Source organism: Mesorhizobium qingshengii (assembly GCF_900103325.1).
Classification (GTDB): domain Bacteria; phylum Pseudomonadota; class Alphaproteobacteria; order Rhizobiales; family Rhizobiaceae; genus Mesorhizobium; species Mesorhizobium qingshengii.
Window position 1 is genome coordinate 194,308 of sequence record NZ_FMXM01000008.1, and the last position, 13,635, is coordinate 207,942.

The window sequence follows — 13,635 nt, forward strand, 5'->3', positions numbered from 1 at the left end:
TGCGCAAAATCACTGCGTGTGATCGAGGACGACCTTGCCGAAGGGCGAGCCATGCTCGAGATGGCGAAAGGCCGCTGCCGCCTGACCCCATGGGAAGACCCGGTCGATCACCGGCCGCAACCGGTTGACGGCAATTGCCCTGTTCATGGCCTCGAAGGATTCGCGTGAGCCGACCGGTATGCCGCGTGCCCTCACCTGGCGACGAAAGATATCGAGCGGATTGACCGACCCCTCGCTGCCGCCGAGATAGCCAATGACGTTGATCTGGGCCCCGCGCGCCGCGGCCTTGAGCGACTGCGCGAAGCTTTGCGGTCCACCGACTTCGATGATGTAGTCGACGCCACGGCCATCGGTCAGCGCCAGCACCGCTGACGACCAATCCGGGTCGTTTCTGTAGTTGACGCCGTCATGGGCGCCGAGTTGCCTTGCCCGCGCGAGCTTCGCGTCGCTGCTCGACGTGACGATGACGCGCGCGCCGGCAGCGGCGGCGAACTGTACCGCAAACAGCGACACGCCGCCTGTGCCGAGGCTGAGCACGGTTTCGCCCGGCTTAAGATGGCCTTCGGTGAACAGCGCATGCCAGGCGGTAACGGCAGCGCAAGGCAGCGTCGCCGCCTCGATGTCGCTCAAATGCGCCGGGGCGGGCACGGCAGCCTGTTCGTCCAGCCGGGCGAACTCGCTGAGCAGCCCGTCGACGGGACCGCCGCGCTGATAGGACGGCTCGGCCATGGCAAAGCTGCCACCGACCCAACGCTGCCAGAACGTGCCGCAAACACGGTCGCCGATCTTGAAGCGGCTGACCTCTGGGCCGACGGCCACGACTTCGCCGACCCCGTCCGAGAGCGGCACCAGCGGCAGTGGGAACGTCGTGTGATAATTGCCGCGCACGATTTCCACGTCGCGGTAGTTGAGCGCTGTCGCCTTGACCCTGATGATCATTTCCTGGCGGCCCGGCTCCGGCATTGGCCGTTCGACCTGCCTGAGATTGTCGATGCCGCCCGGGTTCTGCAATTCGATCGCTTTCATGTCGTTATCCTTTCTGTTGAAAGGAAAATCGCTTGCCAGGCATCGGATTTCAAATTCATAATAATCAAAATGATTATGCCTTTAGAACATAGTTGAGATAAATGCTCGAGGAACTGCGCACGCTTGTCCTGTTCGCCGAGGAAGGCTCGATCCAGAAAGTGGCCCGGCGTCTGCCTTTGACGCAGCCGGCAGTGACGAGGCAGATCCAGCGGCTGGAAGACATGCTCGCCACCACACTGCTCGACCGGCGGCAGAAGCCGCCGCGACTGACCCAGGCAGGCCTGGACGTGCTGGCCCGCGGCCGCGACATCCTCGCTTCGGTCGAGGCGCTGAAAGCCTTCGCCGGCAGTGCCGAGCCGGAAGGTGTGCTTCGCCTTGGCCTTGCCCACGGCCTCTCCGACCGGGACGTGGCAGCGGCCGTCGCCAACGCCGCCGCGCCGTTTGCGAAGGTTTCGCTGCGCCTCAAAACCGGCTGGAGCGCCGAGCTCGTCGATCAGTTTGGTCGCGGGCAGCTCGATATCGCCATCGTGCTGCGGGCAAGTGGCGGTGACCGCAGCGGAGACGTCATCGGCACCGAACGTCTCGGCATTGTGGCCGGCCTGCAGCTCGGCCAGGCGCCCGATCCGGCAAACGCGGCATGGGTCCTCAGCCTCGCGCCATGCGACGCGCGCCAACGGCTGATCGCCGTCTTCGGCGATGACGGGAGGAAGCTGTCCATCGCCGCGGAAATCCAGGACCCGGCCATGCAGATGGAATGGGTGCGCCGGGGTCACGGACTTAGCCTGATGCCGATGCGCCTCCTCCGCCAGCATATGCCGGAGGGCGTTACGCTCGTCGAAGCGGAAAAACTCGACCTGTCCATGCACGTGGTCGTCATGCGGTCGCCACATATCCACCGACTGACAAAGGTCGCCGATGCCATCGCCGAGGCGGTTGGCGTTGTTGTCAATCGGAACGCCTGACCAAGCCGGCGAAGGCATCCCATCTGCGAACCCCGACCCGGGCATGTCGTCGCTGCTGCTTCGCCGCAACCTGCCCGCTCCCTTGCCTCTTCTGGCGATTTGTGGTCTTGGGAGCCCGAAATCGCTTTCCCAGCGAACATCCCATACCAACGGCTTGGCCGTTGGTAGCATCCCGGATCACCGCATCATGGCCAAGATCAATGGCAACGAAATCCGTCCCGGCTTCGTCATCGAACACGATGGCGGCCTCTGGGTGGCGGTCAGGACCAACACCGTCAAGCCTGGCAAGGGCGGCGCCTACAACCAGGTCGAGCTGAAGAACCTGATCAACGGCACCAAGCTCAACGAGCGCTTTCGCTCGGCCGAAACGGTCGAGCAGATCAGGCTCGACCTCAAGGATTTTTCCTTCCTCTACGCGCAGGAAGACGCGCTGGTGTTCATGGATACCCAGAGCTACGAGCAACTCGAACTGAACAAGGACTTCGTCGGCGATCGCGCCGCCTTCCTGCAGGACGGCATGATGGTGACGGTCCAACTCTACGAGGACCGGCCGATCGGCATCTCCTTGCCTGACTATGTGACGCTGACCATCACCGAAGCGGACCCGGTAGTGAAGGGCCAGACGGCGGCTTCATCCTACAAGCCGGCGGTATTGGAGAACGGCATCCGCGTGCTCGTACCGCCATTCATCGGCGCCGGCGAGCGCATCATCGTCGACACCAACGAAATCACTTACGTGCGCCGCGCCGACTGATGCGTGTCGCCCAAAAGTGGCCCCGGTTTTGGGTCGCCGACATGCATCAGGACAGAGTTTAAAGCGCAGCAGCAGGAAGAGGCACGATGGCACGCTCCGCACTTCTCAACGTCATGGTTCAGGCCGCCATGAAGGCCGGCCGCTCGCTGTCGCGCGACTTCGGCGAGGTGCAGAACCTGCAGGTCTCGATGAAGGGCCCCGGCGACTATGTCAGCCAGGCCGACCGCAAGGCCGAGGATATTGTCTTTGCCGAGCTGTCGAAGGCGCGGCCGGGCTATTCCTTCCTGATGGAGGAACGCGGCACGGTGGAAGGCGATGACGCTCAGCACCGCTGGATTGTCGACCCGCTCGACGGCACCACCAATTTCCTCCACGGCATCCCGCTCTTTGCCGTCTCGATCGCCTTGGAACGCCAAGGCCAGATCGTTGCCGGCGTCATCTACAATCCGGCGATGGACGAGCTCTACACCGCCGAACGCGGCGGCGGCGCCTTCATGAACGACCGCCGCCTGCGGGTCGCCGGCCGCATCAAGCTGGTCGACACGGTCATCGGCTGCGGCATGCCGCATCTGGGACGCGGCCACCACGGCAATTTCCTTGTCGAATTGCGCAACGTCATGGCCGAGGTCTCCGGCGTCCGCCGCCTCGGCTCCGCCTCGCTCGATCTTGCCTATGTCGCCGCCGGCCGCATGGATGGCTTCTGGGAAACCGGCCTGTCGGCCTGGGACATCGCCGCCGGCCTTCTGCTGATCCGCGAGGCGGGCGGTTTCGTTTCGGACATGGATGGCGGACAGGACATGCTCGACAATGGCTCGGTGGTCGCCGGCAACGAGGTCATCCAGCGCGCCTTGCTCAAGGTCGTGAAGAAGCCGTTCACGCCGCGCTGACAGGCACGCCGCGCTGAAGCGCCGCAGTCGTAAAACCGCCAACAAGACTTGAAATACTGCCTGCCGACCGCCCAGATTGGGGCACGGCGCAGGAACCCGGCAGTGTGAAAGACGTCAAGCCCCACCACGACATCCCGTTCATCGGACGCTGGCACTATTCGCGCGCCGAGATGATCGCCGACGGTATCGTCCATGCCGTCGGCATCGTGCTGGCGATAGCGGCCGGTTCGGCATTGCTGGCGCTTGCGGCCTTTCGTGTCGGGCCGGGTGAGTACATCGCCGCCGCCTTCTATGTGGTTTCGCTGCTCACCGTGCTGTCGGTGTCGCTGACCTACAATCTGTGGCCGGTGTCATCGCCGAAGAAATGGGTCCTGCGGCGCTTCGATCACGCCGCGATCTATCTGTTGATCGCCGGAACCTATACGCCTTTCCTGGCCCAGCTCGACGGCTCGCCGCTGGCAGGCTGGATGATTGTCCTCGTCTGGTGCGCCGCGGCGCTGGGCATCACCATCAAGGTGTTCTTTCCCGGCCGGTTCGACCGGCTGGCCATCGTCTTCTATCTCGCCATCGGCTGGAGCGGCATCATCCTGGCAAAGCCGATTGTCCAGACGCTGCCGACGACATCGATCGCGCTCATCGTCGCTGGCGGCATCGTCTATTCCTGCGGCGTCATCTTCTTCGCCTGGAAGGGGCTGCGCTTCCACAATGCGCTGTGGCACGGCTTCGTCGTCACTGGCGCCGGCCTGCATCTGGCCGCCATGGTCGATTGCCTGGTCATCAACCGCTTCTGACCCGGCGCACGACCCTGGAAACCGATTTCGGTTTCCAGGGTCCGATCGAACGCGCGTCTCACACGGCCGGCAATATTGCCAAGCGCCATTCAATTTGGTCACAATTCCGTTTAGAGTCGCGTTCAACCTGATCGGCGGCGGCATCGGAAACGGGGCACGGATGGCTTTTCTCAAATCCTTCGGCGTGGGCAGACGTTCTGATGTCCTGATCTACGACCCGCATAAACTGTCGAGTCCCCAGGTCTTCCTGCTGACCATGGTGATCTTCCTGGCCATCGTGGCGTTCATTGCCGCGATCCTGACCCGCCAGATCTCGACGGCCTTCGGCAGCAATCCCGGCCTCAACGGCCTGATCGTCGGCGTGCTGGTGGTTGGCATCCTGCTGGCCTTCGCCCAGGTCGGACGGCTGTTTCGCGAAGTGCGCTGGGTCAACTCCTTCCGCGCAGGCTCGGAAACCACCGAACCTGTGCTGCTGGCGCCGATGAAGGCGATGCTCAGCCGCTCGTCGTCGATGGCTTTTTCGACCAGTTCGATGCGCACCATGCTCGATTCCATCGCCACGCGCCTGGATGAAAGCCGCGACACCTCGCGCTATCTCGTCGGCCTGCTGGTGTTCCTCGGCCTGCTCGGCACCTTCTGGGGCCTCTTGAACACCATCGGCTCGATCCGCGAGACCATCGAATCGCTCGACCCGGGCACGGGCGACGCCGCCGCGGTGCTCGATTCGCTCAAGCAGGGGCTTTCCGCGCCGCTGGCCGGCATGGGCACCGCCTTCTCGTCCTCGCTGTTCGGCCTGTCGGGCTCGCTGGTGCTCGGCTTCCTCGACCTGCAGGCCGGCCGCGCCCAGACGCGTTTCTACACCGAGCTCGAAAACTGGCTGTCCTCGGTCACCGACCTGTCGTCCGACATCGTCGTTTCCGACCCGGCCAAGACCGAATCCTCGGATGAGATTCGTGTGCTGTCCGAACGGCTGCGCAGCATGCAGGAGAATGGCGGCGGCTCCAATCCGCGGGTCGCCACCGCCATGGCCAACCTCGCCGACGGCATTTCCGGCCTGGTCAAGAACATGCGCTCGGAACAGCAGATTATGCGCGACTGGGTCGAGGCCCAGTCCGACGAGCAGAAGGCGATGCGCAACACGCTGGAGAAGATCGCCGACGCCCTGAAGAAGCCCGGGGTGCACTGACGTGGCGCTCGCCAGGGGCCGGCGCACCGATCGCCGCATCGACTATTGGCCGGGCTTCGTCGACGCGCTGTCGACGCTGCTTCTGGCCATCATGTTCCTGCTCACGGTCTTCGTGCTCGCGCAATTCCTGCTCGGCCGCGAAATCTCAGGCAAGGATACGGCGCTCTCGCGTCTCAATTCGCAGATCAACGAACTGACCCAGCTTCTGGCGCTGGAGCGCTCGACGGCGCAGGACAAGGATGATTCGCTGGCCAATCTGCAGGCATCGCTGTCGGCGGCGGTAGCCGAGAAAAGTCGGCTCGAACAATTGCTGGCGCAGGGTGCGGGCGCCGGGGACGCCGCCAACCAGCGTGCGGCAGAACTGGGCGGCGAACTCGACAACCAGCGCCAGATCAGTCAGCAGGCGCTGAGCCAGGTCGAAATCCTCAACCAGCAGATCGCGGCGCTGCGCAAGCAGATCGGGGCGCTCGAGGATGCGCTCAACGTGTCCGAAACGCGCGACCGCGATTCCAACACCAAGATCGCCGATCTCGGCCGCCGCCTGAACGTGGCACTTGCACAGCGCGTGCAGGAACTGAACCGCTACCGCTCCGACTTCTTCGGACGCTTGCGCGAAATCCTCGCCGACCGAGAGAACATCCGCATCGTCGGCGACCGCTTCGTCTTCCAGTCGGAAGTGCTGTTCCCGACCGGCTCCGAAGAGATCAACGATGCCGGCAAGGTCGAGATGAAGAAACTCGCCGACGCCATCATCGAGTTGCAGAAGGAAATTCCCCCGGAGATCAACTGGGTGCTGCGCGTCGACGGCCATACCGACAACAAGCCGCTCTCCGGCACCGGCCGCTACCGTGACAACTGGGAGCTGTCGACGGCGCGTTCGACCTCGGTGGTGAAGTTCCTGATCGAGAACGGCGTACCGGCCAACCGGTTGGTAGCCGCCGGCTTCGGCGAGTTCCAGCCGCTCGACCCGGCCGACACCGAAGAGGCGCGCAACAAGAACCGCCGTATTGAACTGAAGCTCACCGAACGGTGATCCCGCATCACGCGAATTTGTTCGCCGGCTCAACGCTAGAGCGCAGCCGTGGGCCGGCAAGGCCTGAAAAGATTATCATTTTTTAATTACACATCGTGTCAGTGCGGTCCTAGCTTGCCGCCTGGGCCGAGAACCGCCGGCGATGAATCCTCCCATCGTGACGCGACGGAACCGGACGGCCCGCGGCCGGAAGGCTGTCGGAACAACCGCCACCTTCCTCTTCAAGAGGAGACGCGACGATGCGCTCTTTTGCTCCCAGGACCTCGCTCGGAACTGCAGCACTCACGGCGTTCCTCATCGCCGTTCCGCTTGCCGGCGCCTATGCGGCGGGCCATCACAAAGGCGCTCTCGACGAGACCGCACCGACCGACTTTATCGGCCCGCGCGTCGAAGGTCTCATCGGACAGGTTCAAGGCGTCCATCAGGGCATAGTCGACGCCAGGCAGGCCAACACCATCACGCCGTCGATGGCGCAACGCCTGGAAATGCGCACGGCCCGCATCAGTCAGGCGGCCGAGAAGATCGCGGCATCGGATCACGGCAGGATACCGGCCGCGCAATACCGTGACCTGCTGCGCCGGCTCGACAATGTCGACCAACGGCTGATGGTCGGGACCGGTAGCGGCTTCATGATCGGCGATGGTTCCGACGGCGGAAACTACCCGAACGGCTGAGACCGGCTGTTGCAGCGCGCATTCCTGCCGATGTGCCGCGGGCCTGCGGCACTTCGATATTGCGCATGATCCGACCGAAATCGGTTCCGATTTCGGTCCATGCACCAGGAAGGGACCACCTGGCGCCTTCGGGACCCCAATCCCGCGGGCGTCCTTTTTCCCTACCAGCCGAGCCAGACCGCGATCAGGGCAAGCACCGCCGGCACGGTCTGGATGAACAGGATCTTGCGACCAACCGTCGCCGCGCCAAAGAGGCCGGCAATGGCCACGCACAACAGGAAGAAAGCCTTGACCTGGAAGCCACCCGCGCCAAGGTAGAGCCCCCAGATCAGGCCGGCGGCGAGGAAGCCGTTGTAGAGCCCCTGATTGGCGGCGAGCACCTTCGAAGCGCTGGCGAATTCCGGCGCCAGATTGAATGCCTTGTGTCCGCTCGGCGTGTCCCACAGCACCATCTCGAGATAGACGATGTAGACATGGATCAAGGCCACCAGCCCGACCAGGATGTTGCCGATCATCTTGTTCCCCCTTGATGTGTCGCCGGCAGCATTTCACGCGCGGCCTCACCTGCGCAAGATGCATCCGCCGCACGGGCCGCAGGGTTGCAAACGTCTTTGCGTTGGTATCTTTTCGCGCCGTCCCCAATCACGGAAGCCGCCATGTCCTTTCAAAAACTCGATGACCTCGGCCACAAACTCGAAGCGCTCGAGCATGCGCTGGCCATCCTCGGCGCCGATGAAGCGACCCATATGGCCGTCGGCGGCGGCGAGAAGCGCGCTGAGGCAATGGCGGCACTTGCCGGCATGTATCACACCAGGGCGACGGCGCCGGAAATCGCCGACTGGATCGTCGCCGCCGAAGGCGAGACGCTCGGCGAAGAGCAACGGGCGGCTCTCGCCGAATTGCGGCGGCAATACACCAACCTGACCTGCCTGCCGGTCGAGTTCGTCGAACGGCAGACGACGGCGCGCATGCGTTGCGAGCAATTGTGGCGCGACCTGCGCGCCAAGAACGATTGGGCCGGCTTCCAGCCGGCGCTCGAGGGCGTGGTGGCGCTGGTGCGCGAGGAGGCCGCCTTGCGCGCCGACGTGCTCGGTCTCGCCCCCTATGACGCGCTCATGGAGCAGTACGACCCCGGCAACCGCGCCGCCGACATCACTCCTGTCTTCACCGACCTGAAAACTTTCCTCAGGGGTTTCGTGCCCGAGGCGCTGGCGATGCAGGAAGCACGGTTGCGCAAACACCCGCTGAAGCCGCTTTCGGGGACCTATGCGATCGACCGGCAGCGCGAGCTCGGCCTTGCCATGATGGCGGCGGTCGGCTTCGATCTGACACACGGTTCGCTGTCGGTATCGCACCATCCCTTCTGCGGCGGCGTGCCGAGCGACGTGCGCATCACCACCCGCTACAAGACCTCCGACTTCCTGTCGGCGCTGATGGGCGTGCTGCACGAGACCGGCCATGCGCTCTACGAACAGAACCTGCCGAAGGCATGGTCGCACTGGCCGCTCGGCAAGGCGCGCGGCATGGCCGTGCATGAAAGCCAGAGCCTGTTCGTCGAAAAGCAGATCGGCCGCAACCCTGCCTTCTGGCGCTGGGCGCTGCCGGTGGTCGAAAGGCATCTCGGCGAAGCCTGGTCACTCGACGACATCCTGCCGCATGTGCATCGCGTCGAACGCGGCCTGATCCGTGTCGACGCCGACGAGGTGACCTATCCGCTGCATGTCATCCTGCGCTACGAGCTGGAGCAGGAGCTCGTCTCGGGCAGGCTGGAGGTGGCTGACCTGCCTGAAGCCTGGGACGCCAAGATGCGCGACTATCTCGGGCTTTCCACCATCGACAATCCCGCCGACGGACCGATGCAGGACGTGCACTGGCCGGGTGCCGCCTTCGGCTACTTCCCCTCCTATACGCTGGGCGCGATGATGGCGGCCCAGCAATGGGCGGCGCTGACAAGGGACCATCCGTCCGCTGATGGCGACCTCGCCAAGGGAGATTTCGAGGCGATCAACGCCTGGCGGCGCGGGAGGATCTGGTCGCAAGGCTCGCGCTGGTCGACGCCGGACCTGCTCGAACGCGCCACCGGTGAAAAGCTCAACGCCACGTATTTCACCGATCATCTGCGCAAACGGTATGGAAACGCGTGAGCCTATGGGTGGAACCGCCAGGCCAATTGCGCCTGCCTACTCCGCCGCGCCCCTGAACGCGCTTGCACCGGTTTCGAACTGCAGCTTTGCCAGCCGCGCATAGATGCCGCCCTTGGCGACGAGGCTCTTGTGCGTGCCCTCCTCGACAATGCTGCCGCCGTCCATGACCAGGATCCTGTCGGCTTTCAGCACCGTTGCCAGGCGATGCGCGATGACGATGGTGGTGCGGCCCTGCATCAGCCGCTCCAGCGCCATCTGCACCAGCGTCTCGCTTTCGGCGTCGAGCGCCGAAGTCGCCTCGTCGAGCAGCAGGATCGGTGCGTCGCGCAGGATGGCGCGGGCGATCGCCACCCGCTGGCGCTGGCCGCCTGACAGCGTCACGCCGCGCTCGCCGACCTGGCTGTCGTAGCCTTTTTCAAGCTTGAGGATGAACTCGTCGGCCAGCGCATCCTTGGCCGCCGCCTCGATCTCGGCCTCGCTGGCCCCCGGCCGGCCGAAGCCGATATTGTCGCGCGCGCTCGCCGCGAAGATGGTGACATCCTGCGGCACGATGGCGATACGTTGCCTGACGGCGATGGGATCGGCCTCGCGCACGTCGACACCGTCGATCACGATCCTGCCGGTCTCGGGATCGTAGAAGCGCAGGATCAGTGAAAACACGGTGCTCTTGCCGGCCCCCGACGGACCGACGATCGCCACCGTCTCGCCGGGCTTCACCTGAAAGCTCAGGCCGTGGACGGCGGCGCGGTCGGGCCTGGCCGGATACGAGAACGACACATCGTCGAAACTGATCGCGCCTCTCGCCTTCGCCGGCAGTGGCTGCGGAACGGCCGGCGCCAGGATCGCCGGCTTCTCGGCCAGGATCTCGGTCAGCCGTTCGGCGGCACCCGCTGCCTGGGCGAGTTCGCCCCACACTTCCGACAGCGCGCCGAGCGCGCCGGCGGCGAACACCGAATAGAGCAGGAACTGGCCGAGCGTGCCCGGCGACAGCGTGCCTTCGAGCACGTCGCGCGAGCCGAACCACAGCACCGCCACGACAGAGGAAAAGATCATGAAGATGGCGAAGAAGGTGAGGAACGAGCGGGCAAAGATCGAGGCCCGAGCCGCCTCGAATGCGGCCTCCACGGCGGACGAAAAGCGGCCGGTGACCAGTCTTTCATTGGTGAAGGCCTGCAGCGTGCGCACCGCGCCGATCTGCTCGCTGGCATAGGCTGTCGCATTGGCCAGCGTGTCCTGCGCCAGCCGTGATTTGCGCCGCACCGAGCGACCGAAGGCGACCAGCGGCAACACGATGACCGGGATCGCGGCGATGACCAGGCCCGACAGCTTCGGGCTGGTGAAGACCATCATCGCCACGGCGCCAAGGCCGAGGATGACGTTGCGCAGCGCCACCGAAGCGGTCGCCCCCACAGCCGACTTGATTTGCGTCGTGTCGGCGGCGAGCCGCGACACGATCTCTCCCGATTGCGCGGTGTCGAAGAAGGATGGCGACAGGGTCGTCACATGGCTGAACACGTCGCTGCGGATGTCGGCGACAACGCGCTCGCCGAGCGTAATGACGAAATAGTAACGGCAGGCCGACGCAGCCGCCAGCACAGCGGCCATCACCACCAGCATGCCGAAATATTCGGCGATGAAACTGGAATCCGACGCCGAAAAGCCGTGGTCGATCATCCGCCTCACCGCCAGCGGCAAGGCCAGCGTCGTCGCCGCCGCAACGGCTAGCGAGATGACCGCGCCAATGACCATTTTCCGGTAGCGGGTGAGATAGGGGAACAGGCGCCTGAGCGGCTTGAGCGAGCGTCGGCGCTCGTCTGCATCGCCACTGATATCCGCCATGACCGTTTCCTCTGGCCCCTTTTGCATTGCGCCACCAATATGCGCCTGCCGCGGCCTTGTGATTCAATTCCGGCTGATGTATAGGCTCGCCGACCGTTTTAGAAGCCGTGGCTCCTCAATAGCTGCGGCTTCGAGTTTTAAAAAGGGGCGCATCGACGCAGGCTTTTGCCCGTCAGCAGCGCCGGCAGCCAGGAACAAAGCCATGAAGACCGACATCCACCCCGACTACCACACCATCAAGGTCGTCATGACCGATGGCACCGAATACATGACCCGTTCGACCTGGGGCAAGGAAGGCGATACGATGAACCTCGATATCGACCCGACCACCCACCCGGCCTGGACCGGCGGCCAGCAGACCCTGCTCGACCGCGGCGGCCGCCTGTCCAAGTTCAAGAAGCGCTTCGAAGGTTTCGGCCTCTAAGCGCATGTCGTCCAAAAGTGCGAAGCGGTTTTGGGATAACGACTTGCACAATGTAAGAACCTAAGCCACTCCGGCCTTGTCGCAGATCAAAAACCCGCCTCGTGGCGGGTTTTTTTGTCTGCCGCCGGAGGCTCGGCCTTTCCCTACTCGGTCAGCAATTCCCGCAGCGCCATGCGCTTGTAGGCGGCGACGAGCCTGTCGCCCTCTTGCCGCTCGACGGAGACCGCCAGCCGCATGGCGGCCTCGCCCATTTGCCAGACGAGAAATGCCATGGTTTCCAGCGCCACCGGATCGGCCGCCGGCCGCAGCCGCTTCAGCACGGCGGTGAGGAACTCGGCATTGGCCCGGCTGTCGGCAAGCTCGAGCTGGCGCAGCGCCTTGTCGGCCTGCGTGCCCGACCAGATATCGCGCATCACCGGCTCGGCCAGGAACAGCCGGTAGTAGATATCGACCAGCTCCGAAAACGCTTGGCCAAGGCCTTCGGCGTCGCGGACATCAGCAAGCGCCGCTGAAATACAGGCCTGGCCCTCGGTGGTGTGGCGTTCGGCCAGCGCCCAGATGATCGCCCGCTTGTCGGGAAAGAACTGGTAGAGCGAACCGATCGACACCCCCGCCCGTTCCGCCACTTCACCCATGCGCATGGCATCGCTGCCTTGCTCGGCGATCAACTGCGAGGCAGCCGCCAGCATGCGCTCGACCCGTTCGCGGCTGCGCTGCTGGCTCGGCGCCCGGCGCGGTGAAGCGATCTGCTCGTTGGCCGGTGCGCCTTCCATGACTGTCTCCAACAAACGCGCCCATCATCCGGAAAATGGCTTGACGGGAAAAATACGAGGGTTTATCACGTTTTGCAAATGTGAGGATTACTCATATTTTAAAGCGCGGGAACCTGAAACTGGAGCAACTGACGTGATCACGAAACTTCTCCCCACCCTGATCTTTTTCGCCGCAATCGGCGCGGGCGTCGTCGGCGGCGTGTTCTTCGCATTCTCCAATTTCGTCATGCCGGCGCTCGCCCGCCTGCCGGCGGCGGGCGGCATCGCCGCGATGAATTCGATCAACATCACCGTCTTCACGCCGACATTCATGACCGCGCTGTTCGGCACCGGCCTGGTCTGCCTCGTGCTTATCGCCGGCGCGATCCTCGGCTGGAGCCAGCAGGGCTCGTTCTGGCTGCTCGCCGGCGCCCTGATCTACCTCGTCGGCAACCCGATCGTGACCATGGTCTTCAACGTGCCGCTCAACGATGCGCTGGCGGCAGTCGATCCCGCCAGCAGCAATGGCGCCACTGTCTGGACTACTTATCTCAGGGATTGGGTCATGTGGAACCACGTCCGCGCCGTCACTGCCATCGTGGCTCTTGGCTGCTTCATCTTCGCATGGCGGTGAGCATCACCATCGAAGCCAAAACCCCGTTCTCTCACGCTTGAAAGGTGTGTTGAGATTCAGGTCAGGCCGAGTCGAAAGCGGCGATTTCCGAGAACCGGAGCGGAGCGTACTTAAAGTACGTGAGCACCGGAAGCGCAGGAAAGCACCGTTTGCAGACCGGCCTCACCTGAATATCAATACACCTTAGGCGGGATCTTTTGACTTGTGACCCTTGCGGTCGGAATGGCCGAGATCGCGATCCGGGTCGATGACATCGCGGACCAGCTGCTTGAGCTTGGCCGCGTCCGGGAAACCGCCGTCACGCTTGCGGTCCCAGACCAGCACGTCGTTGCAGGAAATGGTGAAGATGCCGCCGGTGCCGGGCACCAGCGTCACTTCGCCGAGATCCGTGCCGAAGGTTGAGAGCAGTTCCTGCGCCATCCAGCCAGCGCGCAACAGCCACTGGCACTGCGTGCAATAGGTGATGCGGATGGCGGGCAACCGCTTTTCGACTGCGCCGGACTGAACGTCGCCCATGCCTGGCTCAGCT

General features: G+C 64.0%; 15 protein-coding genes. 10 read left to right on the forward strand and 5 right to left on the reverse strand.

Going from position 1 to position 13,635, the window contains the following annotated elements; all coding sequences use genetic code 11:
• Positions 1 to 9: 9 nt before the first annotated feature.
• Positions 10 to 1,026, reverse strand: coding sequence for a zinc-dependent alcohol dehydrogenase family protein (locus BLS48_RS15200; protein WP_091578802.1), 1,017 nt, complete (start codon positions 1,024 to 1,026; stop codon positions 10 to 12).
• Between the two features lie 101 nt (positions 1,027 to 1,127).
• Between BLS48_RS15200 and BLS48_RS15205 the strand changes: the two genes are divergently transcribed.
• From BLS48_RS15205 to BLS48_RS15235, 7 genes are all read left to right on the forward strand, one after another.
• On the forward strand, positions 1,128 to 1,988 hold the full coding sequence (locus BLS48_RS15205) for a LysR family transcriptional regulator (protein WP_091578804.1): 861 nt from the start codon (positions 1,128 to 1,130) through the stop codon (positions 1,986 to 1,988).
• A gap of 187 nt (positions 1,989 to 2,175) precedes the next feature.
• Positions 2,176 to 2,742: an elongation factor P gene (gene efp, locus BLS48_RS15210; protein WP_091578946.1), complete on the forward strand. Its 567-nt coding sequence runs from the start codon at positions 2,176 to 2,178 to the stop codon at positions 2,740 to 2,742.
• Between the two features lie 86 nt (positions 2,743 to 2,828).
• Positions 2,829 to 3,629 (forward strand): inositol monophosphatase family protein, encoded by an 801-nt coding sequence (locus BLS48_RS15215; RefSeq protein ID WP_091578806.1) that lies wholly within the window; start codon positions 2,829 to 2,831, stop codon positions 3,627 to 3,629.
• 104 nt (positions 3,630 to 3,733) lie between these two features.
• On the forward strand, positions 3,734 to 4,420 hold the full coding sequence (gene trhA, locus BLS48_RS15220; RefSeq protein ID WP_091578808.1) for a PAQR family membrane homeostasis protein TrhA: 687 nt from the start codon (positions 3,734 to 3,736) through the stop codon (positions 4,418 to 4,420).
• Between the two features lie 160 nt (positions 4,421 to 4,580).
• Complete coding sequence (locus BLS48_RS15225) at positions 4,581 to 5,606, forward strand: MotA/TolQ/ExbB proton channel family protein (protein ID WP_091578810.1); 1,026 nt, start codon at positions 4,581 to 4,583, stop codon at positions 5,604 to 5,606.
• A gap of 1 nt (position 5,607) precedes the next feature.
• Positions 5,608 to 6,639 (forward strand): peptidoglycan -binding protein, encoded by a 1,032-nt coding sequence (locus BLS48_RS15230; protein WP_091578812.1) that lies wholly within the window; start codon positions 5,608 to 5,610, stop codon positions 6,637 to 6,639.
• Positions 6,640 to 6,878: 239 nt separating this feature from the next.
• Complete coding sequence (locus BLS48_RS15235) at positions 6,879 to 7,313, forward strand: hypothetical protein (RefSeq protein ID WP_091578814.1); 435 nt, start codon at positions 6,879 to 6,881, stop codon at positions 7,311 to 7,313.
• Positions 7,314 to 7,474: 161 nt separating this feature from the next.
• Here BLS48_RS15235 and BLS48_RS15240 read toward each other — a convergent pair whose 3' ends face one another.
• Complete coding sequence (locus tag BLS48_RS15240; protein ID WP_091578816.1) at positions 7,475 to 7,828, reverse strand: DUF1304 domain-containing protein; 354 nt, start codon at positions 7,826 to 7,828, stop codon at positions 7,475 to 7,477.
• A 141-nt stretch (positions 7,829 to 7,969) separates the two neighbouring features.
• Between BLS48_RS15240 and BLS48_RS15245 the strand changes: the two genes are divergently transcribed.
• On the forward strand, positions 7,970 to 9,457 hold the full coding sequence (locus BLS48_RS15245) for a carboxypeptidase M32 (RefSeq protein ID WP_091578818.1): 1,488 nt from the start codon (positions 7,970 to 7,972) through the stop codon (positions 9,455 to 9,457).
• Between the two features lie 36 nt (positions 9,458 to 9,493).
• Here BLS48_RS15245 and BLS48_RS15250 read toward each other — a convergent pair whose 3' ends face one another.
• Positions 9,494 to 11,296 (reverse strand): ABC transporter transmembrane domain-containing protein, encoded by a 1,803-nt coding sequence (locus tag BLS48_RS15250; RefSeq protein WP_091578820.1) that lies wholly within the window; start codon positions 11,294 to 11,296, stop codon positions 9,494 to 9,496.
• A 202-nt stretch (positions 11,297 to 11,498) separates the two neighbouring features.
• On the opposite strand from BLS48_RS15250, the gene rpmE reads away from it, so the two are divergent.
• A complete protein-coding gene (gene rpmE / locus BLS48_RS15255) occupies positions 11,499 to 11,720 on the forward strand; it encodes a 50S ribosomal protein L31 (RefSeq protein WP_006327661.1) in 222 nt (73 codons plus the stop codon).
• 143 nt (positions 11,721 to 11,863) lie between these two features.
• Here rpmE and BLS48_RS15260 read toward each other — a convergent pair whose 3' ends face one another.
• Positions 11,864 to 12,493 (reverse strand): TetR/AcrR family transcriptional regulator, encoded by a 630-nt coding sequence (locus tag BLS48_RS15260; protein WP_091578821.1) that lies wholly within the window; start codon positions 12,491 to 12,493, stop codon positions 11,864 to 11,866.
• Between the two features lie 133 nt (positions 12,494 to 12,626).
• Here BLS48_RS15260 and BLS48_RS15265 point away from each other — a divergent pair, with 133 nt between their 5' ends.
• On the forward strand, positions 12,627 to 13,106 hold the full coding sequence (locus tag BLS48_RS15265) for an anthrone oxygenase family protein (RefSeq protein ID WP_208604621.1): 480 nt from the start codon (positions 12,627 to 12,629) through the stop codon (positions 13,104 to 13,106).
• Positions 13,107 to 13,289: 183 nt separating this feature from the next.
• Here the strand turns inward: BLS48_RS15265 and BLS48_RS15270 are convergent, their stop codons facing one another.
• Positions 13,290 to 13,622: an Rdx family protein gene (locus BLS48_RS15270; RefSeq protein WP_091578950.1), complete on the reverse strand. Its 333-nt coding sequence runs from the start codon at positions 13,620 to 13,622 to the stop codon at positions 13,290 to 13,292.
• Positions 13,623 to 13,635 lie beyond the last annotated feature (13 nt).

Coding starts and splice junctions, on each gene's coding strand:
- BLS48_RS15245 (WP_091578818.1), top strand. CDS start 7,970: ATGTCCTTTCAAAAACTCGATGACCTCGGCCACAAACTCGAAGCGCTC.
- BLS48_RS15215 (WP_091578806.1), top strand. CDS start 2,829: ATGGCACGCTCCGCACTTCTCAACGTCATGGTTCAGGCCGCCATGAAG.
- BLS48_RS15270 (WP_091578950.1), bottom strand. CDS start 13,622: ATGGGCGACGTTCAGTCCGGCGCAGTCGAAAAGCGGTTGCCCGCCATC.
- rpmE (WP_006327661.1), top strand. CDS start 11,499: ATGAAGACCGACATCCACCCCGACTACCACACCATCAAGGTCGTCATG.
- BLS48_RS15260 (WP_091578821.1), bottom strand. CDS start 12,493: ATGGAAGGCGCACCGGCCAACGAGCAGATCGCTTCACCGCGCCGGGCG.
- BLS48_RS15235 (WP_091578814.1), top strand. CDS start 6,879: ATGCGCTCTTTTGCTCCCAGGACCTCGCTCGGAACTGCAGCACTCACG.
- BLS48_RS15225 (WP_091578810.1), top strand. CDS start 4,581: ATGGCTTTTCTCAAATCCTTCGGCGTGGGCAGACGTTCTGATGTCCTG.
- efp (WP_091578946.1), top strand. CDS start 2,176: ATGGCCAAGATCAATGGCAACGAAATCCGTCCCGGCTTCGTCATCGAA.
- BLS48_RS15250 (WP_091578820.1), bottom strand. CDS start 11,296: ATGGCGGATATCAGTGGCGATGCAGACGAGCGCCGACGCTCGCTCAAG.
- BLS48_RS15205 (WP_091578804.1), top strand. CDS start 1,128: ATGCTCGAGGAACTGCGCACGCTTGTCCTGTTCGCCGAGGAAGGCTCG.
- BLS48_RS15240 (WP_091578816.1), bottom strand. CDS start 7,828: ATGATCGGCAACATCCTGGTCGGGCTGGTGGCCTTGATCCATGTCTAC.
- BLS48_RS15200 (WP_091578802.1), bottom strand. CDS start 1,026: ATGAAAGCGATCGAATTGCAGAACCCGGGCGGCATCGACAATCTCAGG.